The sequence below is a fragment of the Olsenella profusa F0195 genome, from assembly GCF_000468755.1.
Lineage (GTDB): Bacteria > Actinomycetota > Coriobacteriia > Coriobacteriales > Atopobiaceae > Olsenella_F > Olsenella_F profusa.
Genome location: NZ_AWEZ01000043.1, coordinates 50224 through 75260, shown reverse-complemented (window position 1 = coordinate 75260; position 25037 = coordinate 50224). Strand labels below are relative to the sequence as shown.

The 25037-nt window shown below is 64.7% G+C and carries 18 protein-coding genes and 3 tRNA genes; 16 read left to right on the top strand and 5 right to left on the bottom strand.

The annotated features are described in order from the left end of the window. Positions 1 to 402 precede the first annotated feature (402 nt). Positions 403 to 690 carry a winged helix-turn-helix domain-containing protein gene (locus tag HMPREF1316_RS15025; RefSeq protein ID WP_021725855.1) on the top strand — a complete coding sequence of 96 codons (288 nt, stop codon included), beginning with the start codon at positions 403 to 405 and terminating at the stop codon, positions 688 to 690. A 151-nt stretch (positions 691 to 841) separates the two neighbouring features. Here the strand turns inward: HMPREF1316_RS15025 and HMPREF1316_RS04885 are convergent. From HMPREF1316_RS04885 to HMPREF1316_RS04875, 3 genes are all read right to left on the bottom strand, one after another. Next, positions 842 to 918: transfer RNA gene (locus tag HMPREF1316_RS04885), tRNA-Glu, on the bottom strand. A 10-nt stretch (positions 919 to 928) separates the two neighbouring features. Next, positions 929 to 1005: transfer RNA gene (locus HMPREF1316_RS04880), tRNA-Glu, on the bottom strand. A 24-nt stretch (positions 1006 to 1029) separates the two neighbouring features. After that, positions 1030 to 1103, bottom strand: a tRNA-Gln gene (locus HMPREF1316_RS04875). Positions 1104 to 1312: 209 nt separating this feature from the next. Between HMPREF1316_RS04875 and HMPREF1316_RS04870 the strand changes: the two genes are divergently transcribed. Next, on the top strand, positions 1313 to 2635 hold the full coding sequence (locus HMPREF1316_RS04870) for a lysylphosphatidylglycerol synthase transmembrane domain-containing protein (protein WP_021725796.1): 1323 nt from the start codon (positions 1313 to 1315) through the stop codon (positions 2633 to 2635). Positions 2636 to 2891: 256 nt separating this feature from the next. On the opposite strand, the gene gltX is transcribed toward HMPREF1316_RS04870, so the two are convergent. Beyond that, positions 2892 to 4382, bottom strand: coding sequence for a glutamate--tRNA ligase (gltX, locus tag HMPREF1316_RS04865; protein ID WP_021725900.1), 1491 nt, complete (start codon positions 4380 to 4382; stop codon positions 2892 to 2894). A gap of 204 nt (positions 4383 to 4586) precedes the next feature. On the opposite strand from gltX, the gene HMPREF1316_RS13165 reads away from it, so the two are divergent. The 4 genes from HMPREF1316_RS13165 (at position 4587) to metK (ending at position 10558) form a co-directional block, all read left to right on the top strand. Continuing rightward, positions 4587 to 5330: a P-loop NTPase family protein gene (locus HMPREF1316_RS13165; protein WP_021725770.1), complete on the top strand. Its 744-nt coding sequence runs from the start codon at positions 4587 to 4589 to the stop codon at positions 5328 to 5330. A gap of 1 nt (position 5331) precedes the next feature. Then, on the top strand, positions 5332 to 8220 hold the full coding sequence (locus HMPREF1316_RS04855) for a YhgE/Pip domain-containing protein (protein ID WP_021725877.1): 2889 nt from the start codon (positions 5332 to 5334) through the stop codon (positions 8218 to 8220). Positions 8221 to 8250: 30 nt separating this feature from the next. Continuing rightward, the gene (locus HMPREF1316_RS04850) at positions 8251 to 8988 is read left to right on the top strand and encodes a TetR/AcrR family transcriptional regulator (protein ID WP_021725936.1); all 738 of its coding nucleotides are present in this window, start codon (positions 8251 to 8253) and stop codon (positions 8986 to 8988) included. Between the two features lie 319 nt (positions 8989 to 9307). Further along, positions 9308 to 10558 carry a methionine adenosyltransferase gene (gene metK, locus HMPREF1316_RS04845; RefSeq protein WP_021725927.1) on the top strand — a complete coding sequence of 417 codons (1251 nt, stop codon included), beginning with the start codon at positions 9308 to 9310 and terminating at the stop codon, positions 10556 to 10558. A 101-nt stretch (positions 10559 to 10659) separates the two neighbouring features. Here metK and HMPREF1316_RS04840 read toward each other — a convergent pair whose 3' ends face one another. Further along, on the bottom strand, positions 10660 to 11946 hold the full coding sequence (locus tag HMPREF1316_RS04840; protein ID WP_021725841.1) for an alpha-amylase family glycosyl hydrolase: 1287 nt from the start codon (positions 11944 to 11946) through the stop codon (positions 10660 to 10662). A gap of 353 nt (positions 11947 to 12299) precedes the next feature. Between HMPREF1316_RS04840 and HMPREF1316_RS04835 the strand changes: the two genes are divergently transcribed. The 10 genes from HMPREF1316_RS04835 (at position 12300) to fmt (ending at position 24985) form a co-directional block, all read left to right on the top strand. Next, positions 12300 to 13331 carry a LacI family DNA-binding transcriptional regulator gene (locus HMPREF1316_RS04835; protein ID WP_021725887.1) on the top strand — a complete coding sequence of 344 codons (1032 nt, stop codon included), beginning with the start codon at positions 12300 to 12302 and terminating at the stop codon, positions 13329 to 13331. A 52-nt stretch (positions 13332 to 13383) separates the two neighbouring features. Continuing rightward, complete coding sequence (locus tag HMPREF1316_RS04830; protein WP_021725921.1) at positions 13384 to 14712, top strand: ABC transporter substrate-binding protein; 1329 nt, start codon at positions 13384 to 13386, stop codon at positions 14710 to 14712. Positions 14713 to 14810: 98 nt separating this feature from the next. Further along, entirely contained in the window at positions 14811 to 15686 is an 876-nt protein-coding gene (locus HMPREF1316_RS04825; protein WP_021725890.1) for a carbohydrate ABC transporter permease, read from the top strand. Continuing rightward, on the top strand, positions 15686 to 16552 hold the full coding sequence (locus HMPREF1316_RS04820) for a carbohydrate ABC transporter permease (protein WP_021725769.1): 867 nt from the start codon (positions 15686 to 15688) through the stop codon (positions 16550 to 16552). The genes HMPREF1316_RS04825 and HMPREF1316_RS04820 overlap by 1 nt, the downstream gene beginning before the upstream one ends. Positions 16553 to 16555: 3 nt before the next feature. Next, a complete protein-coding gene (gene malQ / locus HMPREF1316_RS04815; protein ID WP_021725789.1) occupies positions 16556 to 18058 on the top strand; it encodes a 4-alpha-glucanotransferase in 1503 nt (500 codons plus the stop codon). Further along, positions 18046 to 19236, top strand: a complete 1191-nt coding sequence (locus HMPREF1316_RS04810) for an ABC transporter ATP-binding protein (RefSeq protein WP_021725800.1) — start codon at positions 18046 to 18048, stop codon at positions 19234 to 19236. Before malQ ends, HMPREF1316_RS04810 begins: the two co-directional genes overlap by 13 nt. A gap of 122 nt (positions 19237 to 19358) precedes the next feature. Continuing rightward, positions 19359 to 20807 (top strand): glycoside hydrolase family 32 protein, encoded by a 1449-nt coding sequence (locus tag HMPREF1316_RS04805; protein ID WP_021725853.1) that lies wholly within the window; start codon positions 19359 to 19361, stop codon positions 20805 to 20807. Beyond that, positions 20804 to 23137, top strand: a complete 2334-nt coding sequence (gene priA / locus HMPREF1316_RS04800) for a replication restart helicase PriA (RefSeq protein ID WP_021725925.1) — start codon at positions 20804 to 20806, stop codon at positions 23135 to 23137. The genes HMPREF1316_RS04805 and priA overlap by 4 nt, the downstream gene beginning before the upstream one ends. Before the next feature lie 376 nt (positions 23138 to 23513). After that, a complete protein-coding gene (def, locus tag HMPREF1316_RS04795; protein ID WP_021725923.1) occupies positions 23514 to 24062 on the top strand; it encodes a peptide deformylase in 549 nt (182 codons plus the stop codon). 11 nt (positions 24063 to 24073) lie between these two features. Then, positions 24074 to 24985, top strand: coding sequence for a methionyl-tRNA formyltransferase (gene fmt / locus HMPREF1316_RS04790; RefSeq protein WP_021725823.1), 912 nt, complete (start codon positions 24074 to 24076; stop codon positions 24983 to 24985). The last annotated feature ends 52 nt before the right edge of the window (positions 24986 to 25037 follow it).

Below are 25037 nucleotides of genomic sequence, written 5' to 3'. Positions count from 1 at the left end.
GGACCCTGCCGGAACCGTCCCTCCGCCAGCGCCCCGCTGCCATCGGATACGCCTGTGGAACCCGTTCTCCGATCCGATGGCACGCTTAGGCCCCAAGTGCGTGCTGGGTCGGACGGTCTCCCGTCCTTCGACCCGTGTTCCTCCCGTAAAAGAGGCGTCTTATCCCCTCCGCGGGCACGCTATGGTGCCATACGAGGCGATCCAGAGTCACCCATCCGGACGGCGCCGTGCAGAGCATCGCGCACTTGGGGCCTAAGCGTGCACCTCCGCGCGATTTCCGGTGCCACAAGGATCAGTGCGAGGCAAATTATTCGTTCCGGCGAATATGCGTTTCCGCTTCAAGGAGGGGGTGCCATACAATCGTCACGCCCATCAGCGGTGAGAGCGGAAGAAGCGGTTGTCATGGCGCTACCAACCCAGACGGACATGTTCGGCATTGTCCTCAAATATATGGGGGACGGAGAGAAGCGCAGTCGCAAGCAGGTAAGGAACCTAGCGGCGGAAAGGTTAGGCCTCACCTCAGGCGAGCTTGCGGAGGCCACGTCGAGCGGCGTACCTGTCTACGAAAGCCGCGTGGGCTGGGCAATCTCCTATCTCAACCGCGCGAAGCTTTTGGATCGTGTGTCCCGCGGGGTCTATCGCATATGTGGGCGTCTCGACCGAGTTTTCCTTCGAGGTCAAGCGCCTTGACATTGACTACTTTGAGAATGAATGGCTAAATTTGGCTGTTACGCTATAGATATCAGAATTGCTGCCTTGTTCGTAACTGACAGAGATCGGAGGATGACGGCCACCGCAAAAAGGCAGGCTATCGGGCTGTGCCGATAGCCTGCCTACCTTGTGGTAGCCCGTACCAGATTCGAACTGGTGATCTCCGCCTTGAGAGGGCGGCGTCCTAAACCGCTAGACGAACGGGCCGAGCAACAGATGGTAGCCCGTACCAGATTCGAACTGGTGATCTCCGCCTTGAGAGGGCGGCGTCCTAAACCGCTAGACGAACGGGCCATATCTGCCTGTCACAGGAACACATGGCTGAGCCGGAGAGAGTCGAACTCCCACTGACGGAACCAGAATCCGCTGTCCTACCATTAGACGACGGCTCAATGCTGTGTCCAGGCGCGTGAGCGCAAGATGGGACTATACGGGAAACGTGCCTTGTACGCAAGCGTTGTGGGTGAATATCTTTTGTCCATAACTCCTGCGTGACTCTTGCCGCCCGGTCGCCCCAGGCACCGCGAGAGGGTACACTTCTACTGTCAATTCATTGCAACTCTTGCGCCGCTCTGCCGGCAGATTGGGGACGCTGGGACGCATGTCCACGGAAACGCCCAAAGCACAGGACGTCAAGGCTGCCGTCTCAGAGAACCCCACGGCAAGGCCCCAGATGAAGGCGGCGCATCCCAAGGTCGCCGTCAAGGTCGCGGCACCGCATGTCGCCCCCGAGAACATTCCCGAGGGGGTCTCTGACGATCGCGAGCGTGACGCCAAGGCGCGCAAGGGGGCGCTCTTCCTCGCGGTCGTCGTGGGCATCTACATCGTCTACCTCATCTTCTCCGGCCAGATGGCCACCTTCTTGGACGCGCTCTCATCGGTTGCCCTGCCGTGGGTCGTCGCCGCATGCGGGTGCTACCTGCTCTACTTCATCTTCGGCGTGCTCGCCTATGTGATCGCCGTCTACCTCGACCACGATTCGCCGGTGGGCGTGCGCGACCTCATGAGCGTCGAGAGCTCGGGCGTGTTCTTTGGCAACCTGACGCCCATGATGGCCGGCGCCGTGCCGTCACAGATCTATCGCCTCACGCGCACGGGGCTCGATGTGGGCGAGGCCGGTGCCACGGAATTCACGCGCTTCATCATGTTCCAGTTTGGCGTGGTGCTCTTTGCCGCCATCATGCTCGTCGCCAAGCTCGAGTACTTCTTCGAGACGTTCGGGGACATCATCATCCTCAACCTCGTGGTGTTTGGCGTGCACTTTGTCGAGCTGGCGGGCCTCTTCGTGATATGCCTGTGTCCCCGCTTCGTCATGCGCGTGGGCAACGCCCTGCTGCGCGTCGCCACCCGTCATAGGTGGCTCAAGGACCCCGAGCACTGGAATGACATGGTCAACGTGCAGGTGCGGGAGTTCTCCGAGACCTTCCGCCACGCCGCGCGCGACCTTCCCAACATGGGGCTGACCCTTGTGGTGACCATGCTGCAGCTGGCGTGCCTCTACATGATCCCCTGGTTCGTGCTGCGTGCGTTTGACGTTGAGGCGGACTTCCTGGACTGCCTGGCGGCAGGCTCCATGGTGCAGATGGTGGCGTCCGCCGTGCCGCTGCCCGGTGGCACGGGTGGTGCCGAGGGCGGCTTCCTCATGTTCTTTGGTGGCCTGTTCGGGGAGGCGGCATCCGCGGGCTTCCTCGTATGGCGCATCGTCACGTTCTTCGGCCCCACGCTTCTGGCCGCCCCCATCCTGGGCCTGCGTTCCACTGGGGGGGAGAGTATCTACCATCGCGTGCGCAAGCTGCGCATGCGTCTGCGCGCCCGTCGTCGTGGCAGGGGTAGGCCCGGTAGGCCCTCGGGCGGCTCTGCCTCCGGAGGCGTCACACTGAGCGGGGCCGCCGTGCGCAAGCGCATCTCCCGACACCGTCCCTAGCCTCATCGAGTCGTTCGCAAAAGTACCCCACCCGTTTGGGAGTCGTTCGCAGACTATCACTCGGTATCTGCAGATAATGATGTGACCACACTACGGCTACCTGGCCTTTAACATCCTGAGAGCCATCAGCATTGCGAACGACTCAGGCGATGGGGGCGAGAGACTGCATACGACTCGTCAGGCACGCCTGGTGCAGAGAGAACAGTGGGCCTAGGCCGCTCGCCAGTCGGCGCCCGTCCGCCGCGTCCACCGTTCCCTAGCGTGCGAGCGGCAGCGCCTTCTCCAGGCGCGCGAGCGCAAGGCCGCGGCCCAAAAGCTCCAGCGACTCGCCAAGGGGTGGCGACACCTGGTTGCCGCAGACGGCGACGCGCACGGCCCCGTAGAACTTACGCTTGGTGGTGCCCAGGCGCTCGGGCAGCGGCTCCAGGGCGGCGTCGATGGCGGCGGCGTGCCAGCCGTCCGCCGCAACGTCAAGGAGCGCCTCACGCGCGGCCTCGAGGGCGGCGTGCGCTCCGTCCCTGGAGAGGTTCCTGCTCACGGACTTCTCGTCGAACGTCACGTCCTCGCCCTCGTAGAGGAAGCGGGACTTCTCCACCACGTCGGGCGCGAGGGTGGTGCGGGGCTTGAGGATGCTGGCGAGCAGCAGGTACCAGGCCTTGGGATGCGCCGGATCCGCCTCGCGCTCCAGGCCGGCCCCCACGAGCTCGGGCATGAGCAGCTGGAACACGAATTCCTCGTCGCTCATGGCCTGCACGTACTGCTGCTGGATCCAGTCGAGCTTCTTGAAGTCGAAGGTGGCGGGGTTCTTGGACACATGCTCCAGGGAGAACTCGCGGGCGAGCATGTCGCGCGGCACGATGGTGGTCTCGCCGTCGGGCGCCCATCCCAGAAGGGCCAGGTAGTTCACCAGCGCGTCGGCATCATAGCCGCGGTCGCGGTACTCCTCCACGGAGGTGGCCCCATGGCGCTTGGAGAGCTTCTTGCCATCAGGCCCCAGGATCATGGAGATGTGTGCGAACGCGGGCGTGGGGGCTCCGAGCGCCTCATAGACCATCACCTGGCGCGGCGTGTTGGAGAGGTGGTCATCGCCGCGGATGACGTGGGTGATCCTCATCAGGGTGTCATCGACCACGGTCGTGAAGTTGTAGGTGGGCGTGCCGTCGGTGCGCACGATGATGAAGTCGTCCAGCTCACGGGCATTGAAGGTCACGGTGCCGTGCACGGCGTCATGGATGGCCACGTCACCACGATCCTCGGGCACCTTGATGCGGATGGTGTGCGGCTCACCGGCATCCACGCGACGCCGTGCCTCGACGGGATCGATGGAGCGGCAGGTGCGCTGGTACCCCTGGAAGGGATCATGGCGCTCCTCGGCCGTCTTCCGGTCCGCGGCGAGCCTCTCGGGCGTGCAGAAGCAGTAATAGGCCCTGTCTTTTGCCACCAGACGCTCGGCTGCCTCGTGATAGAGGGCGAGGCGCTGCGTCTGCCAGTAGGGGCCATAGTCGCCTCCTACCGCGGGCCCCTCGTCCCAGTCCAGCCCCAGCCAGCGCATGGCGCGCAGGATCACCTGCGTGTTCTCCTCGGTGGAGCGGGTGGGGTCGGTATCGTCGATACGCAGGATGAAGGTACCGTGGTTGGCACGGGCGAAGGCCCAGTTGTATATGGCCGTCCGTGCGCCGCCTACGTGCAGCTTGCCGGTGGGGGAGGGTGCGAAGCGCACGCGCACGGGAGTGTTCTGGTCGCTCAAGACAATGCCTCTCGCCGAGATTGCAAATCACTTGAGTATAGCTTGCTCCCTTGACGAGAGGGCACGAGCTGCGTTGGGGATTGTCGCGTGTTCCCCTCTGTCTTTTTTTGAATCGACGTTGAAAAATTTTCGACTTCGATTTAAAATTCTTGGGCATTCGTCACGATACCGTCGCGGAGCCCCTGTGAAGGCGGAGGGGCTCGCATGTACGAGGAGGAGAACGTGGAAGCCAGAAGACCACAAGGGGCTTTGGCTGCAAGGCCCTTCATTCGGGCACGGGGGCTGTCGCAGCTGAGTGCGCGCGTGAAGTCGTACGAGAACGTTGACATCGACGTTGCCGCCGGTACGGCACATGCCGTGTGCGCCGCCGACAACAGCGGCAAGACCGAGCTTCTGCTCACGCTCGCAGGGCGCATGCGACCCACTCGTGGCACGCTCACGGTGGGTGGCGTCACGGCGGACACGCTCGTCGGGCTGTCGCACGTGCGACCCTTTGCAAGCCTGGGCTTCTTCGAGAACGTCAACGACGTGGAGATGGTTCTGCGCGTGCATGTGGTGGCCTCTGCGGAGCTGGGACTTGCGGGCAAGCGCTCCGGTCACGCGGCGACGCAGGCGTTCCTGGAGGCCTGGGACCTCGCCGACGTGGCCGACACCAGCATCGAGGAGCTCGATCGCTACACCTTCGACCGGCTGGGCATCGCGCTGGGCATGGCCCACGACCCGCGTCTCCTGGTGGTCGATGACATCGAATCCTCGCTCACGGAGCACCAGTCGCACAAGCTCATCGGCGAGCTGCGCGGCATTGCCCACACGATGGGTACCACCATCTGCTGCGGTGTGACCGATTACGACCTCGCCGTCCTCTTCGACGGCGCGACGTGCATCAACGACGATGCCCGCGCCCAGGCGGCCGCCTGGGCGCGCAAGCACGACAAGGAGGTTGCCTAACATGGAAAACCCATTCAGGGGACTGCGCTTCTCCCTCCTCGACTTCCACTCCGCCCGCGCCAACGTTGGCATGAAGCTGGCCATGGCTGCCATCGCCATCATCCCGCTGGTCTATGGCGTGCTCTATCTCATGGCGTTCTACGATCCCTATGGCAAGCTCGACACGCTGCCCGTGGCCGTCGTCAACGAGGACCAAGGCGCCACGCTCTCGGATGGCAGCACCATCCATGCAGGGGAGGACCTGGTGGCCCGCCTGCGTGACAGCAAGTCGCTCGACTACAGCTTCGTGGATGACGGCACGGCACAGCGCGGCATCGAGGATGGCACCTACTACCTCAAGGTGGTCATCCCCCAGGACTTCTCGCAGAACATCGCCTCGGCGGACGGCAGCGAGCCCACGCAGGCCAAGCTCGTGTTCGTGGCGAACGAAGCCAACAACTACCTCTCGTCCATCCTGGGCAAGTCGGTGTTTCGCGAGGTGACGGCCCAGACCAACTATGCCGTGGGTGACAACTACTACGTGCAGATATTCGACAAGATCAACGCGTCGGGCCGCGATATCCGTCGTGCGGCGGATGGGGCCTTCGACCTCGAGGACGGGCTGGGCCAAATCTCTGATGGTGCCGCCACGCTCGCCCAGGGCGCGGGCACGGCACGGGACGGTGCGAGTGCGCTTGCCGCCGGCGTGGGCTCCGCCCAGGCCGGCTCCCAGAGGATAACGACCAACTTGAACACCGCCGCCCAAGGCGCCCGTGCCCTTGCGGACGGTACGGATGCCGCGGCCGCCGGCGCGCAGACGCTTGCCAGCGGCACTGCAGCGGCAGCGAATGGCGCCACCCAGCTCTCCGGTGGCATGACCACGCTCATGGACGGCCTGGGTCGCGAATTTCAGGGCTCCAAGGAGCTTGCGAGCAAGCTGAGCCTGCTGCAGAGACAGGGCACCGGACAGGTGGCTCAGGGCGCCCAGGCGCTGCAGGCGCAGCTCATGGCCCAGCGCGACACCATCTCCAAGCTTGGGCCCGGTGCCCAGCAGGTGTCTGATGGCGTGAGCGAGCTCTCGGACACCCTCGGTGGCCTCCAGGATCAGGTCAGCAGCCTCGACAGTACCACCACCGACCTGCAGCATCAGATGGGGGAGCTCGAGGAGGGGCCGGGGAAGTCCCTCACGCAATCGGGGAAGTCCCTCCAGAGCCATGCGCAGGCGGCCCACGACGATGCCGCCGCGCTCACCAAGGGCATGGCTGGTGCCTCGAGCGACCTGAGCAGCGCGGGCACGCAGGCCGGAGATGCCGCGAAGTCCGCCGGCGCGGCCGCCCAGGCCCTGTCGCAGATCTCACCTCAGCAGAGCAAGGACGGCACGAACACCTACACCATCACCGCCACGGAGTATCAGGCGCTCCAGAGTGCCCAGAAGAGTGCCGCCAGCGCGTCGGACAGTGCAAAGAGGTCCGCGGCGTCCGTGCGGTCCGCGGGGGACAAGATGAAGGCGTTGAGCTCATCCTCCCTGAGCCAAGATCTCGAAAGCCTCAAGAAGGACCTCGAAGGCATCCAGCAGAGCTCCACGTCGCTGGTTGACGGTGCGAGCAAGCTGCTCAAAAGCTCGAAGCAGGCCATTTCCGGTGCACAGAAGCTCGTCAGTGGCCTTTCGGACAAGAAGGACGACCTCAAGAAGCTGACCGATGGCGCACAGGAGGTGGCCAAGGGTGCCACCACGGTGACCCAGCAGCTTACCCAGGCCACCGACGGCACGGGCGCACCCACCATCTACGGTGGCATCGTACGTCTCTCGCAGGGGGCCACGCAGGTGGACAACAACATGAGGGCCGCCGTGGGTGGGGCGGAGGAGCTCTCGATGGGCGCGCGCCAGCTCTCCGATGGCGCGCAGTCCGCGAAAGGGGGCGCGACCACCCTCGCCGAGGCATTGGGCCTGCTGAACAGGGGCTCGAACACGCTCGCCGCGGGCCTGGGCTCCGCTCGCCCGGGCGCCCACACCCTCGCCGACGGCCTTGGCCTGCTGTCCCGGGGCTCCGCCACGCTCACGAGTGGGCTGGGCACGGCGGCGGATGGCGCTACCTCTCTCGCGAAGGGTGCCGCGGCACTCTCCGATGGCGCAACCACGCTCGCAGGGGCGACCGACACGGCATATGACGGATCCAAGACCCTTGCCGACGGCCTGGAGAGTGGTGCGGCCACGGTGGCCGACCAGACGGCCCACGCTGACGAGCGGGCCAGCATGATGAGCCAGCCGGTGGCCCTTGCCACCGACAACTACACCACGGTCGCCAACTACGGCACGGGCTTCGCCCCCTACTTCATTGCCTTGGGGCTCTGGGTCGGCGCCCTCGTGATGACGTTCATCCTGAAGCCGCTCAATCGCAGGCTCATCTGCTCGGGCGCCAACCCCGTCGTCGCCGCGTTCTCGGGCCTCGTGCCCTGGCTCATCGTGGGCATCATCCAATCCATCATCCTCGGCCTCGTCGTTCAGTTCCCGCTCCAGCTTGACATCATCCACGTCGCCGCCTTCTACCTGCTCATCATCCTTGCGAGCGCCGTGTTCTGCGCGATGATTCAGATGATCACGGCCGTTCTGGGCTTCCCCGGAAAGTTCGTCGCCGTCATCCTGCTCATGCTGCAGCTTACGAGCGCGGCAGGAACGTTCCCCATCCAGACGGAGCCCTCCGTCTTCCAGGCGATCAGTCCCTACATGCCCATGACATACGTCGTTCACGCGCTCAGAATCGCTACTCGCGGCATTGACCTCTCCCTTGTGACGGGGGATGTGGCTATCCTGTTACTGTTTGGTGGCATATCGTTCCTCATCACCTGCCTTGCGGCGCGCCGTCGCCGTCTCGTGACCATGAACGACCTGCACCCGCTGGTTGATCTGTAGGACGACGAGGCTACGCGAGGGGGTTGCGGTATGAGTTCCCTGTCACAGAACCTCCTCTTGGACGCCACCGGTGGCACCCTGCTCGATGGGGTGCACGACGTCCGAGAGGCCACGCACCAGGCAATCGAGAGGCACATCGAGAGCATCGGCAAGCACCATAGCCCGCGCTTTTCGTCAAAGACCAAGAAGAGCGCCGCCACGCGCGAGCGCATCATCAAGGCCGCCTCGAAGCTGATCATGCGGCGGGTGGGCACCAACTTCCAGATGAGCGAGATCTCCGAGATGTGCCACATGTCCAAGGGTGCCCTGTACTATTACTTCCGCAACAGGGATGACCTCGTGGAGGCCGTGTTCTCGCAGGCGCTCGAGGACTTCTCGCAGCGTCTGCGCGAGGTGGGGGATGGTGCAGAGAGTGCGTGCGATGCCCTCTGCGACATGTGCGATGCGTTCGAGCAGTCCCTCATCGGGGAGGGCACGCTCGTGCTCGCGGTCATCCGCGAGCTGCTGCAGGCGCGTGACAACATGCTGCCTCAGATCGAGGAGCGCTTCGGGGGCCTGACGTCCATCATCTGCGACCAGGTCGAGCGCGGCAAGCGCGAGGGTCTCATCAGCGAGAGCGTGGACAGCGAGCTTGCTGCCAGCATGCTCTGCGGATGCATGAGCTTCGCGACCATCAGTGCCTCGTTGCGGGAGGGCCGTGCTGCGGGCTCCGAGAGCCTGGGAACGACGCTCTTTCGGCAGCTCATGGAAGGCATCGGCGTCAGATAGGCAGCCCTGTCCTGGGCGGCGCGTGCGACTTCCTGCCTTTGACCAAGGTTCGAAATTCTTGCTCCTGCCTATTTACAAGGACAGGCAGGTTGCCGTAGGCTTAGCCCTGCTCGTCGAGAGGCGCATGCCCTGGTGCAGCGCATAGAGCCGAGGGACCGAGCCCGTTGACGCTCCGGCAACCAGCATCCGCATGGTGCCACATCTCGGCAGCGCACGGGCGTGCGCTGGAAGACGGGGGAGCGGTGCCAGTGACACGGTATCCCCTCATATAGGTGGGGCTCTGCCCCCAAGAGGCGCGTCGCGCCGGAAGGGAACGTTCATGGCACACCAGAACTACCTCTTTACCTCGGAATCCGTTACCGAGGGCCATCCCGACAAGATCTGCGACCAGATATCGGATGCCGTGCTCGATGCCATCCTCGAGAAGGAGGCGCGGCTGGAGAAGAGGGGGTACGTCTCCCCCACGGGCATTCCCGCTCGCCTCGATGACGTGCGCTGCGCCGTGGAGACCTTCACGACCACGGGCACCATCGCCGTGATGGGCGAGGTGCGTACCCAGGCCTACGTGGACGTGCAGCAGGTCGTCCGCGAGACGCTGCGCCGCATTGGCTACGACCGCGCCAAGTACGGCTTCGACTGCGACACCTGCGGCGTCATCAACATGATCCACGAGCAGTCTCCCGACATCGCGCAGGGCGTGGATGGCACGTTCGCGCGTGCGGACGACGAGGACGCCATCGACAGGATCGGTGCCGGGGATCAGGGGATGATGTTCGGCTATGCCACCGACGAGACCGACGTGCTCATGCCCATGCCCATCTACCTCGCGCAGCGCCTGGCCCAGCGCCTGGCCGAGGTGCGCAAGAACGGCTCGCTCTCCTACCTGCGCCCCGACGGCAAGACCCAGGTGACGGTGCGCTACGAGCACGACCGTCCCAAGGAGGTCATGGCCATCGTGGTCTCCACGCAGCATGCCGCCGATGTGGAGCTGGGCCAGATCCGCGAGGACATCATCGCGCATGTCATCCGGCCCATCTTGGATGGGGTCGGCATCGCCTGGGAGGACGCCGCCATCTACGTGAACCCCACCGGGCGCTTCGTCGTCGGCGGTCCCATGGGTGACACCGGTCTCACCGGCCGCAAGATCGTCGTCGACACCTACGGTGGCATGGGCCGTCACGGCGGCGGTGCCTTCTCGGGCAAGGATCCCACCAAGGTCGACCGCTCCGCCGCCTATGCGGCCCGTTGGGTTGCCAAGAACATCGTCGCCGCAGGCCTTGCCCGCAAGTGCGAGGTGGAGCTCGCCTATGCCATCGGCATCAGCCAGCCGCTCTCCATCATGGTGGACAGCCTCGGCACCGCGACGGTCGATGACTCCGTGCTCGACAGAGCCGTGAGCGAGGTCTTCGACCTGCGTCCCGGCGCCATCATCCGCGACCTCAGGCTGTGCCGCCCCATCTATGGGAAGACGGCTGCCTATGGCCACTTCGGCCGCACCGATCCCGACTTCACCTGGGAGGCCGTCAACCGAACGGACGAGCTCAAGGCTGCGGTGGCCGCGCTCTCGTAGCATGGCTCGTGGCATGCGGGGTGCTTGGCGCGCGGGTTCCGCCATGCACCCACGGCATGAACGGCATCCCGTGGGACGGGACGTGGGTCGTTGCGCCTTCCTCAGGGTGCATGGAGAACCAGGGGGTCGCCCGTGCAGGCGAGCGAGCCGTCGGCAACGGTGACGATGCCGCCGTCGATGAGGTTGCGGTAGCGTCCGTCGGGCATGTCCACCTCGACCTTGGCCGCCTCCCCCTTGAGCGAGCAGATGCCCACGAGCCGCCCGTCCTCGCTGCGATGATCCACGATCGCCATGTCATGCGCGTCATCCGCGCGATAGCACACCTGGTCCTGTGCGCCCAGGTATCCATGCTTGATGTCCGCGAGGGCACGCATGAGGCCTGACAGATCGCTGCCAGCCGTCCAGTCCACGGGGTCTCGGTCGAAGAGGCTGGGCAGATGCGAGAGGGCACGTTCCTGTCCGGCATAGACGAGGGTCGTTCCCTTGGTCAGGTAGAGCAGGGTCGTGAGGTTGCGGAGCGCGCGTGGGTCAGGAACCCGCGCCGCGATGCGCTCCACATCATGGTTCTCCAGGAAGCGCAGCTTGTCATAGGTACGTGGGTAGGCGTTCTCCTGGAAGTCCAACAGGTCGAGGTAGCAGCTCAGGGGTATCGCCCCCGCAAGGTGGCGCTCGAAGGCCTCCTGCACGTCATAGGCATACTCCATGTCGAAGGCCCCGAAGGCCTCGCCATCCGTGGCGCAGTACCTGCCTGCCCTGCGACAGGCCGAGCCAAACGAGCGGTGCACCGTCTCTGCCAGCCACACGAGTCCCGGATGCACGCGCTCCACGGCCCTGCGGGCGCGCTCCCAGAACGCCATGGGCACGAAGGAGGCAACGTCGCAGCGGAAGCCATCCACCAGCCGCGCCCACTGGCAGAGGGTCTCGATCTGGTAGTCCCAGAGATCCTCATGGGCATAGTCGAGATCGATGACGTCCGACCAGTCCCCCACGCGGTTTGCCGGCCTGCCGTTCGCACGATGATAGAACCACTCCGGATGCGCGGCGAAGAGCACGGAGTCGGGCGAGGTGTGGTTGTAGACCACGTCGATCATGACCTTCATCCCCTGGGCATGGATGGCGCCCACGAGCGCCTCGAAGTCCCCAAGCGTGCCATGTTCCGGGTTGATGGCGCGATAGTCCCTGATGGCATAGGGACTGCCGAGGGAGCCCTTGCGCGCCCGCCTGCCGATGGGATGGATGGGCAGCAGCCAGATGAAGTCGCACCCCAGCGCGCGGATGCGGGGAAGGTCGTCGATGACGGCCGCAAAGGTGCCCTCGGTCGTGTGGTTGCGCACGAAGAGGGAATAGATGACCTGCCTCTGGAGGATGGGGTCGGTGTCACAGGCCATGGGCGTCCGTTTCGTGGGGGTTAGGAACGTAGGTGCCAACAAGCTTACTCCGGCCTTGCCCCAGATGGCCCTCACGAGCGCGTCATCCGCTCCCGTCACTACCGTCTGACGGCGAAATCGTGACGCTCGACGGAGCGAGCGCTCATCCTGGCGTGACACCGAAGTGAACTCCGTAAAATGCGAACTACGGACTGGAAACGTTACCAGTAACGTTTCCAGGAGACGTTGGGGGATGGCCCGTGTTGGCCGCGTCGTCGCGCCATGCGGCTCCATGCCCTATGATAGGGATGTGCCCTATGTGCGTGTCCGCATACGGCCCCACGCATGGCGTCGAGGCGAAAGGGGTGACAGGCATGGTGACCATCAGGGATGTCGCGCAGCAGTGCGGCGTGTCCGTGAGCACGGTGTCACGTGTCATCAACGATCACCCCGACGTGAGCGAGCGGGTGCGCAGGAGGGTGCATGTTGCCATCAACGAACTCAGCTACGTGCCCAACAAGGCCGCCCAGGATCTCGTGCACCCTCAGGGGGATTCCATCGGCGTCGTCGTCCGCGGTGCCGACAACCCCTTCTACGTGCCTATCGTTCGTGCCATCGAGGAGGTGTGCGAGCTCGCCGGCTATACCATGGTCATGTGCCAGCTGTCCGACGACGCCGACGAGGTGGGGCAGGCAGCCGCGCTCGTCAAGTCAAAGCGTCTCAAGGGCGTCATCCTGCTGGGCGGCCACTTCGACTACGACGCGTCGACGGGGGCCGTCATCGGCGTGCCCTTTGCCTGCTGCACCTTCACCAACTGTTTCGGGAGCCTCGACCGCGGCACCTACTCGTCCGTATCCATCGATGACGTGGCGGAGGCCGAGCGCGCCACGCAGCTGCTGCTGGATACGGGTCATCGTACGATAGCCCTGCTGACGCCGGCCACGGACGACCAGTCCATCAGCGAGCTGCGCTACAAGGGCTTCAGGAGCGCCTTGGGGAAGGCCAAGGTCCCACTGGACGAGGGACTCGTGCTCGAGACGGGGAGCTTCTCCATGGCCTCCGCCTACGAGGCGACGGCCGGCCTTGTGGGCCGTCGCCGCGATGTGACGGCCATCTTTGCCATATCCGACGCCATGGCCCTGGCCTCGATGAAGGCCCTGGCCGAGGCTGGGCGCCGCGTTCCCGAAGACGTGTCGCTCGTGGCCATCGATGGCCTCGAGGTCTCGCTCTACAGCGTCCCGACGCTCACCACGCTCGTGCAGCCCACCCAGACGATGGGCGAGCGCGCGGCACAGATCCTCATCGACCAGATCGAGGGACGTGGCCAGGCGCGGCACGTGCGCCTGCCCACCGACCTTCGCACGGGGGGCACCCTCGTGCGCCCCCCTGGCACATCCACGCCCTGATGGCGTGTGTATGCGAGCAGAAAGACATAAGGAACCGTGGAAGGAGAAGGACATGGACATCAGCGCAGGGCGGGTAACGAGGAGGACGTTTCTGGGCGGTGCCGGCTTGGTGGCCGCGGCGGGCCTGGCGGCGTGCGGCAATGGGGGCGGTGGCGGCTCGTCCTCTGACGACTCCAATCGTTCGGGCAACGTGTACTGGCTCAACTTCAAGCCCGAGATGGACGGGGCAATCCAGGACCTGGCGAAGAAGTACATGGACAAGTACCCCAACGTCAAGGTGAAGATCACCACGGCGGCCTCGGGCACCTACGAGCAGACGCTCACCTCCGAGATGGACAAGTCCGACGCTCCGACGCTCTTCGTCATCGGCAACACCGTCGGCGTCAGGGAGTGGGGCGACTACGCGATGGACCTCAAGGACACCGACATCGCCAAGCTGCTGTCCACCGAGGACTACAACCTCAGCGACGATTCCGGCAAGCTCGTCTCCATCCCGTACTGCTACGAGTGCTTCGGCATCGTCGTCAATCCCGACCTCGTCAAGAAGGCCGGACACTCGGTGGACGAGATCAAGGACTTCGCGTCCCTGAAGGCGGTCGTCGAGGACATGCACAAGAAGGCCGCGGCCAACGGCTTCGACGCCTTCGTCGCCACCGACATGGACTCCTCCTCGAGCTGGCGCGTCACCGGCCACCTCACGAACCTCGCCCTGTTCTACGAGGCGCGGGATGACGGTGGCTGGAAGGAGGCTCCGTCCACCATCAAGGGAACCTATCTTCCCAACTACAAGAACCTCTACGACCTTGCCATCAACAACAGCACCGTCGAGCCCAGCTCGCTCGCGACGGGCGGCCACGACCCGCTGACCCAGTTCACCGACGGCAAGGCCGCGTTCTTCTTCACGGGAACCTTCGGCTATGCCGACATCAAGGACAAGGTCCCCAACGCCGTCTGCATCCCGTACTACGGTGGCGTCGAAGGCGAGGAGAAGGCGGCGCTCAACTGCGGCACCGAGAACTGCTGGGCCATCAGTGACAATGCGTCCGACGAGGACAAGAAGGCTACGATGGACTTCATGTGCTGGCTCGTCTCCGACTCCGAGGCCGCACAGACCCTGGTCGATCAGCTTGGCGTCCTGCCCTACAAGGACGCCCCCGAGTCCGCCGACCCCTTCTATGCCCAGGAGCAGACGTACGAGGACAGGGGCAACTACATCATGACCTGGAACTTCAGCTACACGCCCAATGTGGACGAGTTCCGCTCGAACCTGGTCTCCGCCCTCAACGCATACAACGACAGCCCCTCCGACTCCACGTGGGAGGGCGTCAGGACCGCGTTCGTCGATGGCTGGGCCGAGCAGTACAAGAAGGCCCACGGCTAGCCCCCGGCTCCCGTGACCGTCCTGTGTCGTGAGCGATTCGATGGGAGGTTGGGTGCCGGCGGCATCCCAGCCTCCCTCTCTCAAGGGGAAGCGATGCCATGAACATCAAACCACAGCGAGGTACTTCCCAGATGCGTGCGACCAAGCGCTGGAGCTGGCTCTTCATGGGGCCCGTGACCATCGCCTTCGTCATCGGATTCGTCTGGCCCTTCATCCAGGGAATCTACCTCTCGTTCTGCAACTTCAAGACCACGAGCCATGCGACGTTCGTGGGCCTCTCCAACTACGTCGCGGCCTTTGCGGACTCCAGCTTCCAGTACTCGTTCTGGTACACGGCCGCGACGGCCATCATCAGCCTCGTGGTCATCAACGTGATCGCCTTCGCGGTGGCCTACACCCTCACCCAGAACATCAAGGGGTCCAACCTTTTCCGCACGGTCTTCTTCATGCCCAACCTCATCGGTGGCATCGTGCTGGGCTACATCTGGTCGATGATCTTCGATGGCATCCTGCAGGCCTATGGCACGTCGATCCTGCTGGACACGACCTATGGCTTCTGGGGACTCATCATCCTCATGTGCTGGCAGCAGATCGGCTACATGATGATCATCTACATCGCCGGGCTCCAGGCGGTGCCCGAGAACATGATCGAGGCCGCCAAGATCGATGGCGCCACCAAGATGCAGACGCTCTTCAAGGTCATCATTCCCAACGTGATGCCTTCGATCACCATCTGCACCTTCCTGTCGCTCACCAACGGCTTCAAGCTCTTTGACCAGAACCTCGCGCTCACGGGTGGCCAGCCCTTCAGGTCGACCGAGATGCTGGCCCTCAACATCTACAACACGTTCTACACCTCGGGCGCGACGACCCGTGGCGTGGCCCAGGCGAAGGCCGTCGCCTTCTTCGTCCTGGTGGCTGCCATGGGCCTGGCGCAGCTCGCCTACACCCGCAAGAGGGAGGTGCAGCAGTAATGGCTACCACGTCCTCGACGGCCGTGGGGGGCGAACGGCGCACGCAGACCATCCTGTCGGTGATCCTTGCCGTCGTATGCGTCATCTGGGTGCTGCCCGTCGTCTCCGTCATCATCAACTCGTTCAAGCTCAACACCTACGTCAAGACCGACACCTTTGCACTGCCCACGGAGGAGAGCTTCGCGGGCCTCTCCAACTTTGTCAATGGCATGACCTTTGGCAACTATCCCTTCCTGATGTGCATCTTCTACAGCGCGCTCATCACCATCGTGTCCACCTTCCTCATCCTGCTCTTCTGCTCGATGGCCGCCTGGTACGTCGCGCGCGTCAACTCCAAGTTCTGCAAGGTCATCTACTACCTGTGCATCTTCTCGATGGTCGTGCCGTTCCAGATGGTCATGTTCACGCTCTCCAAGACCGCGGACACCCTGAAGCTCAACACCCCCTACACCATTCCCATCGTCTACCTCGGCTTTGGTGCGGGCCTGGCCATCTTCATGTTCGTCGGCGCCATGAAGACCATCCCCATCGAGATCGAGGAGGCGGCCGCCATCGATGGGTGTGGGCCTCTGCGCACGTTCTTCTCCGTGGTGCTGCCCATACTCAGGCCAACGCTCATCTCCGTGGGCATCCTGGAGATCATGTGGGTGTGGAACGACTATCTCCTGCCCTACCTGGTGCTCGACATCAATACGTACCGGACCATCCCCATCCACATCCAGTATCTCAAGGGCAGCTATGGCACGGTCGACCTCGGCGCCACGATGGCCCTCGTCCTTCTGGCAATCGTCCCGGTCATCGTCTTCTACCTGTGTGCCCAGAAGTACATCATCAAGGGCGTCGCGGCCGGCGCCGTGAAGGGATAGGCCATGGGACGCTCGTGTGGTGTCATTGCGGCCATCTCGTCGCTGCCATCGCCGTACGGCATCGGCACGATCGGTGCGGCGGCCCGCTCGTTCGTGAACTTTCTCGCGCAGGCGGGACAGTCGTGGTGGCAGGTGCTGCCGGTTGGCCCCACCAGCTATGGCGACTCGCCCTACCAGAGCCCCTCCAGCTTTGCGGGCAACCCCTACCTCATCGACCTTGACCAGCTCATCGAGGAGGGCCTGCTCGATAAGGAGGAGGTCACGGCCATCGGGTGGGGGAGCGACCCCGAGCGCGTGGACTATGGCGTGCTCTTTCGGGAGCGCCTCCCGCTTCTGCGCAGGGCCTATCGGCGCGGATGGAGGCGCGACCAGACCGAGGTGGCCGCCTTTGCCCAGGAGCACGCCTCCTGGCTTGATGACTACGCGCTCTTCATGGCACTCAAGCAGCACTTCGGCATGACCGCCTGGACGCAGTGGCCCGACGAGGGGGCGCGCCTGCGCACCTCCGAGGCGCTCACGCGCTATCGCGTGGAGCTGGCGGACGACATACGGTGCCATACCTACCTGCAGTACCTGTTCTTCAAACAGTGGGACGCCCTGCGTGCCCATGCCCATGGGCGGGGGGTGCGCATCATCGGTGACATGCCCATCTATGTGGCGCTCGACTCGGCGGACGCCTGGGCGGGCCCCCAGTGGTTTCAGCTGGACGAGGACAACCTGCCGACGCGGGTGGCGGGAGTGCCCCCCGACTACTTCAATGCGGATGGGCAGCTGTGGGGTAACCCGCTCTACGACTACGATGCCATGCGCTCCGATGGCTTCGGCTGGTGGGTGCGCAGGATGGGTGGCATAGCCTCGCTCTATGACATGGTGCGCCTCGACCACTTCCGCGGATTCGAGAGCTACTGGTCTGTCCCTGCCGGCGAGCGGACGGCCAAGCATGGCAGATGGGTCAAGGGTCCCGGCATGGAGCTCGTGGGGGCGCTGCTCGGCAGCTTCCCGCAGCTGTCATTCATCGCCGAGGACCTGGGCTATGTGACCCCCGAGGTCGCGCGCCTGCTCGAGGACTCGGGACTACCCGGCATGAAGGTGCTTGAGCTGGCCTTTGATTCCCGCGAGGCCACGAGCTACCTTCCGCACCTCTATGACCGGCATTGCGTGTGCTACACCGGCACGCACGATAACGCGCCCATCATGGGATGGCGCGATGAGGCGGCCCCAGCCGATGTCCAGACGGCCATAGACTACCTGGGCCTCAATAGTGATGAGGGCTTCAACTGGGGCGTCATACGTGGCGGCATGGCGAGCGTCGCGGATCTCTTCATGGCACAGATACAGGACTACCTGGGACTCGGCAGCGCGTCACGCATGAACACGCCGGGGTACGTGGGTGGAAACTGGCAATGGCGCCTCACGGAGGGGCAACTCACGGACCAGCTGGCCATGCGCATGGCCAAGATGGTCCGACTGTACGGACGAAAGGAAGGAAGCTCATGGCAGAGGTAAACCTGAAGCATATCAGGAAGGTCTATCCCACGACCGAGAGACAGCGTCGCCATAGAAAGGGGGAGGCCGAGCGCAAGAGCAACCTGAAGGTGACCGACGAGGGCGTCGTTGCGGTGGACGACTTCAACCTCGATGTGGCCGATCGTGAGTTTGTGGTGCTCGTGGGACCATCGGGATGTGGCAAGTCGACGACGCTGCGCATGGTTGCCGGTCTCGAGGAGATCTCGGGGGGCGACCTGTGCATCGACGGCAAGCGCATGAACGATGTGGCTCCCAAGGATCGCGACATCGCCATGGTCTTCCAAAGCTATGCGCTCTATCCGCACATGACGGTCTACGATAACCTGGCCTTTCCCCTCAAGCTGCGCAAGACGCCCGCTGACGAGGCTGACGGGAAGGTGCGCGAGGCGGCACAGATCCTGGGCATCACCGAGTATCTCGACCGTAAGCCCAAGGCGCTTTCGGGTGGTCAGCGCCAGCGCGTGGCCATCGGCCGCGCCATCGTGCGCAACCCCAAGGTGCTCCTCATGGACGAGCCCCTCTCGAACCTGGATGCCAAGCTGCGCAACCAGATGCGTGCCGAGATCATCAAACTGCGCCAGCGCATCGACACGACGTTCATGTACGTCACGCACGACCAGACCGAAGCCATGACCCTCGGCGATCGCATCGTGGTCATGAAGGATGGCGTGGTGCAGCAGGTGGGCACCCCGCAGGAGGTCTTCGACCATCCTGCCAACCTCTTCGTGGCCGGCTTCATCGGCGTCCCACAGATGAACTTCTTCGACGCCCGCCTCATGCGCACAGGCAAGGAGTACCACCTGGAGACGGGCTCCCTTTCCATCGCGCTCTCTGCGGAGACGAGCGCCAAGCTCGCCCAGATGCAGGACGTCTCCGATGCGACGAGCGTGGTGGCGGGCGTGCGCCCCGAGCAGCTCCTGCTCGCTGACGTCGGCGTGCCCGATGCCATGAGCGGCACCGTTGAGGTGACGGAACTCATGGGCTCTACCGTCCATGTGCACGTGAGCACGGACGATGGTCAGTTCGTGCTCATCGTTCCCTCGGTTGACCTGGGTGGTAGGAGCTATGACCCAGGTGACGCGATCGGCTTCACGTTTGCCCCCAACGCGCTGCACCTGTTTGACAAGGGCTCAGGCGCAAGCCTGCTGTCCTCATAGCGGGATGTGGCATCCGCGTCCGCCCCAGCATGCACTACTATCATCATAGGACGTGAGAGCGATGTGCCGTCTGCCGCCCATCCTGCCCAGCGGGGTGGGCGGTGGCGAAGGGGGAGGGCATCATGGGAAATCCACTGAGCTCAGACTTGAATGCGCTTCGGCAGGCCATGGAGCGCCTTGCCACGCCGGGGCACTATGCCCAATCCTTCCACCTGGTTCCGCCTGTGGGCTGGCTCAATGACCCCAATGGCCTCTGCCAGATGGGAGACACCTACCATGCCTACTTCCAGTACTCGCCCTTCAATCCCGAGGGTGGCGTCAAGATGTGGGGCCACAGCACGAGCAAGGACCTCGTGCGCTGGTCCTATGAGGGCACGGCCATCTACCCTGACCAGCCCTTTGACGTCTCCGGTGTGTACTCGGGCTGCGCCTATGTCGAGAACGACCTGATGCACATCTTCTATACGGGCAACGTAAAGCGCGAGGACGAGGATCACTACGACTACGTGACCAGCGGGCGTGAGGCCAACACCATCTATGTGACGAGTCGCGACGGTCGTACCTTTGGGCCCAAGCGCCTCATCATGACCAACGCGGACTATCCCGCGGATGACACCGAGCACGTGCGCGATCCCAAGGTATGGCGCCAGGATGGAACGTACCTCATGGTCCAAGGGGCTCGACGCACGGACGACAAGGGCGAGGTGCTGGTGTTTCGCTCCGACGACCTCAGGCACTGGAGCCTTGCCAACCGCGTGAGCACGGAGTATCCCTTTGGCTACATGTGGGAGTGCCCCGACTACTTCGAGCTTGCCGATGATGGCGACCTCACCGCAAGCGAGCATGTCAAGGTGCTGAGCATCTCGCCACAGGGGCTCAGGGGCAGCGACTGGGAGCATCGCAACGTATATCAGAGCGGCTACTTCGTGATGCGCGGCGACCTTCTGGGCGAGAACTACCTGTCGCCCTTCGCCCTGTGGGACGCGGGATTTGACTTCTATGCGCCCCAGACCTTCCAAGCCTCCGACGGCCGCAGGATCCTCATCGGCTGGATGGGCATGCCCGACACCAAGGAGTACACCAACCTCACCCTGCGGGATGGCTGGCAGCACTGCTTCACCATCGCGCGCGAGGTGACGGCCTTCGATGGACGCGTCCTGCAGAGGCCGGTCAGCGAGCTGGACGCCCTGCGCACCAACGAGCGCAGCGCAAAGGAAGAGCTCGATGTTGACGGATGCAAGGAGTTCGACCTCACCGTCGAGGGCCTCACCGGCAGGATCGATGTCATGCGCGCCCATGTGGGACGGGAGCTCATGCTCAGCTGGGGCAGCGGGATCTTCGAGATGCGCTTCCTCGACGAGTCGATGGAATCCGTGGGCGCGGGCCGCAAGGTGCGCTTCGAGCGTCTGGACGAGCTGCGCAACGTTCGCATCGTCGGTGACGTCTCCTCGGTGGAGGTCTTCGTGAACGATGGCGAGCTCACGTTCTCCACGCGCTACTACCCAACTGCATACGGCGTCGACGTGGAGGCGCCCGGCACGCGCATCACGCTCTGGGACCTGCTGGCATGACGGAGGCTGGCCGTACGCCGGATGCGCCCGCGCGCTTCGCTGCGGTCGTCCCCGACGTTCCCACGCGCGCCCTCGACGGCACCTATGACTACGTCATCCCGCCCGAGCTCTCGGGCGAGGTGACGGTGGGCGTCACCGTGCTCGTGTCGTTTGGCCATCGTGATGTGGTGGGCTACGTGCTGGACGTGGGCCCTGTGCCCGAGCCGGGGGTCGACGTCTCCCGATTGCTCCCCATCGAGCGCGTGCTGGCGGAGCCTGCCTTTGACGAGGGCGCCGCCCACGTCATCCGCTGGATGGCCCGCGAGTATGCCTGTACGCTGCCCGAGGCCGTGAGGCCCTTCCTTGCGCCAGGACAGACGATGCGTGTGGAGCGTGCGGACGAGGGGGGCTGGACGCTCGTGTGCGAGCGTTCCGGTCCCGTGGACGAGCATTGGGTCTTTCGCGTGCCCGCGGCGGAGGGCTTCGAGCCCCGCAAGAATGCGAGTCGCCAGCGCCAGGTGCTCGAGGTGCTGACGCACGGTCCCATTCGCATGGCGGAGCTCTCGGCTACCATGCCTGGGGCCGGGGCCGCCGTCTCAGCGCTGGAAGGGCACGGCGTGGTGGCGGTAGAGTCGCGCCGACGCGTGCGCGGGGGCGCGGGCACCTCGCTCTCGTCCGCCCAGGCCGCGCGACCCCAGGAGCTCACCGTGGGCCAACGGGAGGCGCTCGCCGCCATTGATGAGGCGCGTGGGGCCGCCTCCGGTGACGTGGTGCTCGTGGATGGCGTGACGGGGTCGGGCAAGACCGAGGTCTACCTCGGTGCCATCGAGCATGCGCGCGCTGCAGGCACGAACGCCATCGTGCTCGTGCCGGAGATCTCCCTCACGGCACAGACGGTGGGACGCTTCCGCTCGCGCTTTGGCGGTGACGTGGCCATCCTGCACTCGCGCCTTTCCGTCGGTGAACGCTTCGACCAGTGGGATCTCGTGCGCCGTGGCGAGGTGCATGTGGTGGTGGGAGCGCGTTCGGCGCTGTTCGCGCCGTTCTCGCGGGTGGGGCTCATCGTGATCGACGAGGAGCACGAGGCCTCCTACAAGCAGGACTCCGCGCCGCGTTACCATGCGCGCGAGGTGGCCTGCCGGCTTGCGCGGGAGCGCGGCTGTGCGCTCGTGCTGGGCTCTGCGACTCCCTCGCTGGAGAGCCTTGCCCGCTGTGAGGAAGGGCGTGCGCTCGGCGTGCGCTGGACGCGGGTCTCCATGTCGGAGCGTCCGGGACGCGCAGCCCTTCCCACGGTGCGTGTCGTGGACATGACGCGACAGTTTGCCCAAGGGAGCCGCTCGATCTTCTCTGCGCCTCTCGTCGATGCCCTGTTGAGAGTCAGGGACGAACACCGTAAGGCAGTGCTTCTGCTCAACCGGCGTGGCTTTGCGAACTTCCTCATGTGCCGCGAGTGTGGTGCGGTGCCCGAGTGTCCCCACTGCTCGTGTGCCCTCACCTACCACGAGCGCGGCCACATGTTGGTATGCCACAGCTGTGGACGCAACTGGCCCGTGAGGGCCTACCCCGACCCGTCCACGCGCTGTCCCAACTGTGGGAGCCGCTACCTGGGCGCCTTTGGCGTAGGCACGCAGCGTGTGGAGGACGAGCTGAGGATGCTGCTGGGTGAGGACGTCGAGGTCATCCGCATGGATGCGGATACCACCAAAGGCAAGGGTGCCCACCAGCGCCTGCTCGAGCAGTTTGACGCCGCTCGGTGCGCAGTGCTCGTGGGCACGCAGATGATTGCCAAGGGACTCGACTTTCCCGAGGTCACGCTCGTGGGCATCGTGAATGCCGATACCACGCTCAAGCTTCCCGACTTTCGTGCGGCAGAGCGCACCTATGACCTGCTGGAGCAGGTCGCAGGCCGTGCCGGACGCGGAGACGTGTCTGGTGAGGTCGTCATTCAGACCTACTGGGCCTCGCATCCGGCCATCCAGGCCGTGCTGCTCCATGACCGTTCCGTGTTCCTCGCCTCCGAGCTGGCGGATCGCCAGGAGGGTGGCTACCCGCCGTTCTCCCGGCTCTCCAATGTGACCTTCTGGGGCATCGATGTCCAGGCAGTGCGACAGGTGGGTGACGAGCTGGCACGGGCCGTGCGCGCGCGCATCGGCGAGGAGCCTGGTTGGGAGGTGCTGGGCCCCACCGACTGTCTCAAGGGACGCGTGAAGGATCGCGTGCGACGTCACCTCATGGTGAAGTCGCCGCTTGGCAGCGGCCCCGGTGAGCTGCTCATGGCGTGCGTGCGCACCCTCAGGGTGCCGCGGGGCGTGAGCATGGCGATCGACGTGGATGCCTACGACACGATGTAGCGCTGCGTGGGCGATGAGCGCAGCCCACGTGACGGTCTGGGTGGCGCATCTGGAATGAAGACTCGCACACCGAGGCATTCTGCCACGGGCGGACACTCCGTTGCATGAGGTTTCGCATGTCCGGCGGGCAAATGACAAGGATTGTGTCACCCCACCGCAAACATGGCGTTGTGCGGCACGTCAGCGCACGGGATCTCATTCCGCATTGGCCTGCCGCAGGGTGTCGAAGCCCTCCGCACGTGCAGCCTGGCATGCCCTTCCATGAATCGTCGTCTTGCGATGCGGTGGAAGGATCCCGCCCTTGTTGGGTAGTATGGGAAAGGTTGTCCAAGCCATGGCGTGACGGCGTGCCCATCTCGCCTGAAAGGAACTTTCCATGTCTGGAATGAAGGATATCGTCTGTGCGCCGGATGATCGGCTCATGACCGAGTGCGCTCCCATCGAGAGGGTGGATGGCAGTGTGAAGGCCCTGGCTAAGCGCATGCTCAAGGACATGTATGCCTCCGACGGCTGCGGCCTTGCCGCACCGCAGGTGGGTGCACTGGTGCAGCTGGTGGTCATCGACGTGGACCATGCTGATGGCGAGGGTTCCAAGAACCCCTATGTGCTCGTCAATCCCAAGGTGGTCGTGGCGGATGGTCCCGAACGCACCACGAGTGAGGGCTGTCTGTCGTTCCCCGGCATCAGTGTGGAGGTGAGCCGTCCCAGCCACGTGGTGGTGGAGGCGCGCAACCTCGATGGCGACCTCATGCGCTATGAGGCCCAGGACAACCTCCTTGCCGTGTGCCTGCAGCATGAGATCGACCACCTGCATGGCATCACGATGGTCGACCATCTGTCTCCCGCCAAGCGCATCGCCGCCCTGCGTGACTATCAGGAGGCGGTCGCTGCAGGCGCGCTTCCAGGCGAGACGTCGACAGAATAGGGGGGAACGTCATGCGCATCGTCTTCATGGGAACTCCCGACTTCGCCGTGCCATCCCTGCGCGAGCTCGCGTGCACCAACGAGGTCACCCTGGTGCTGACCAGGCCGGATGCCGTGCGAGGACGCGGTAGGAAGCTCGTGGCCTCCCCCGTCAAGGCGGCGGCGCTCGAACTTGGCCTTCCCGTGGTGGAGACCAAGCGCATCACGTCAGAGCTGCTCGCCCGGATCCGCGCCGCCCAGCCCGATGCCCTTGCCGTTGCGGCCTTCGGTTGCATCCTGCCGGACGAGCTGCTCGACATGGCCCCCCTGGGCTGTGTGAATGTGCACGGGTCACTCCTGCCGCGCTGGCGTGGCGCCGCGCCCATCCTGCGTGCCGTGCTGGCGGGGGATGAGCGGGTGGGCGTCTCCATCATGCGCATCGTCCACGAGTTGGACGCCGGCGCGTATTGCCGTCAGGCGTCCGTTGCGCTCACGGATCAGACGTGCCCCCAGCTCATGGACGAACTGGCGCGGCTGGGAGCCCATGAGCTGGCGGGCGCACTCGGCGAGATCGCGGCAGGCACCGCCGTGTGGGTGGAGCAGGATCCCCTGCGGGTTACCTATGCGCCCAAGATCGAGAAGGTGGAGATGCACCTGGATCCCGCGGCACGCGCATGGGAGAATCGTCGGCGCGTCCAGGCATCGCTTGACGAGGCCCCGGCGCGTCTTTCGGTTGGCGGCAGGGGACTGCGCGCACTCGATGCGCGTGTCGCGGACGCGTCCGTTGCCGAGGGCCGTGTGCTCGTGCGCGGGGGGCATGTGTACCTGGGCTGCGTGGACGGTGCGTTGGAGCTCACGCGCGTGAAGCCCGACGGCAAGCGCGAGATGGCCGCCTCCGCCTGGGCATCCGGTCTGAGGGGCGCCATGTCCTGGGATACCCTCTAGCATGGCCGGCACGGGCAGGGCGGCAGGCCCGCACAGGGAGGGTGGCGCGAGG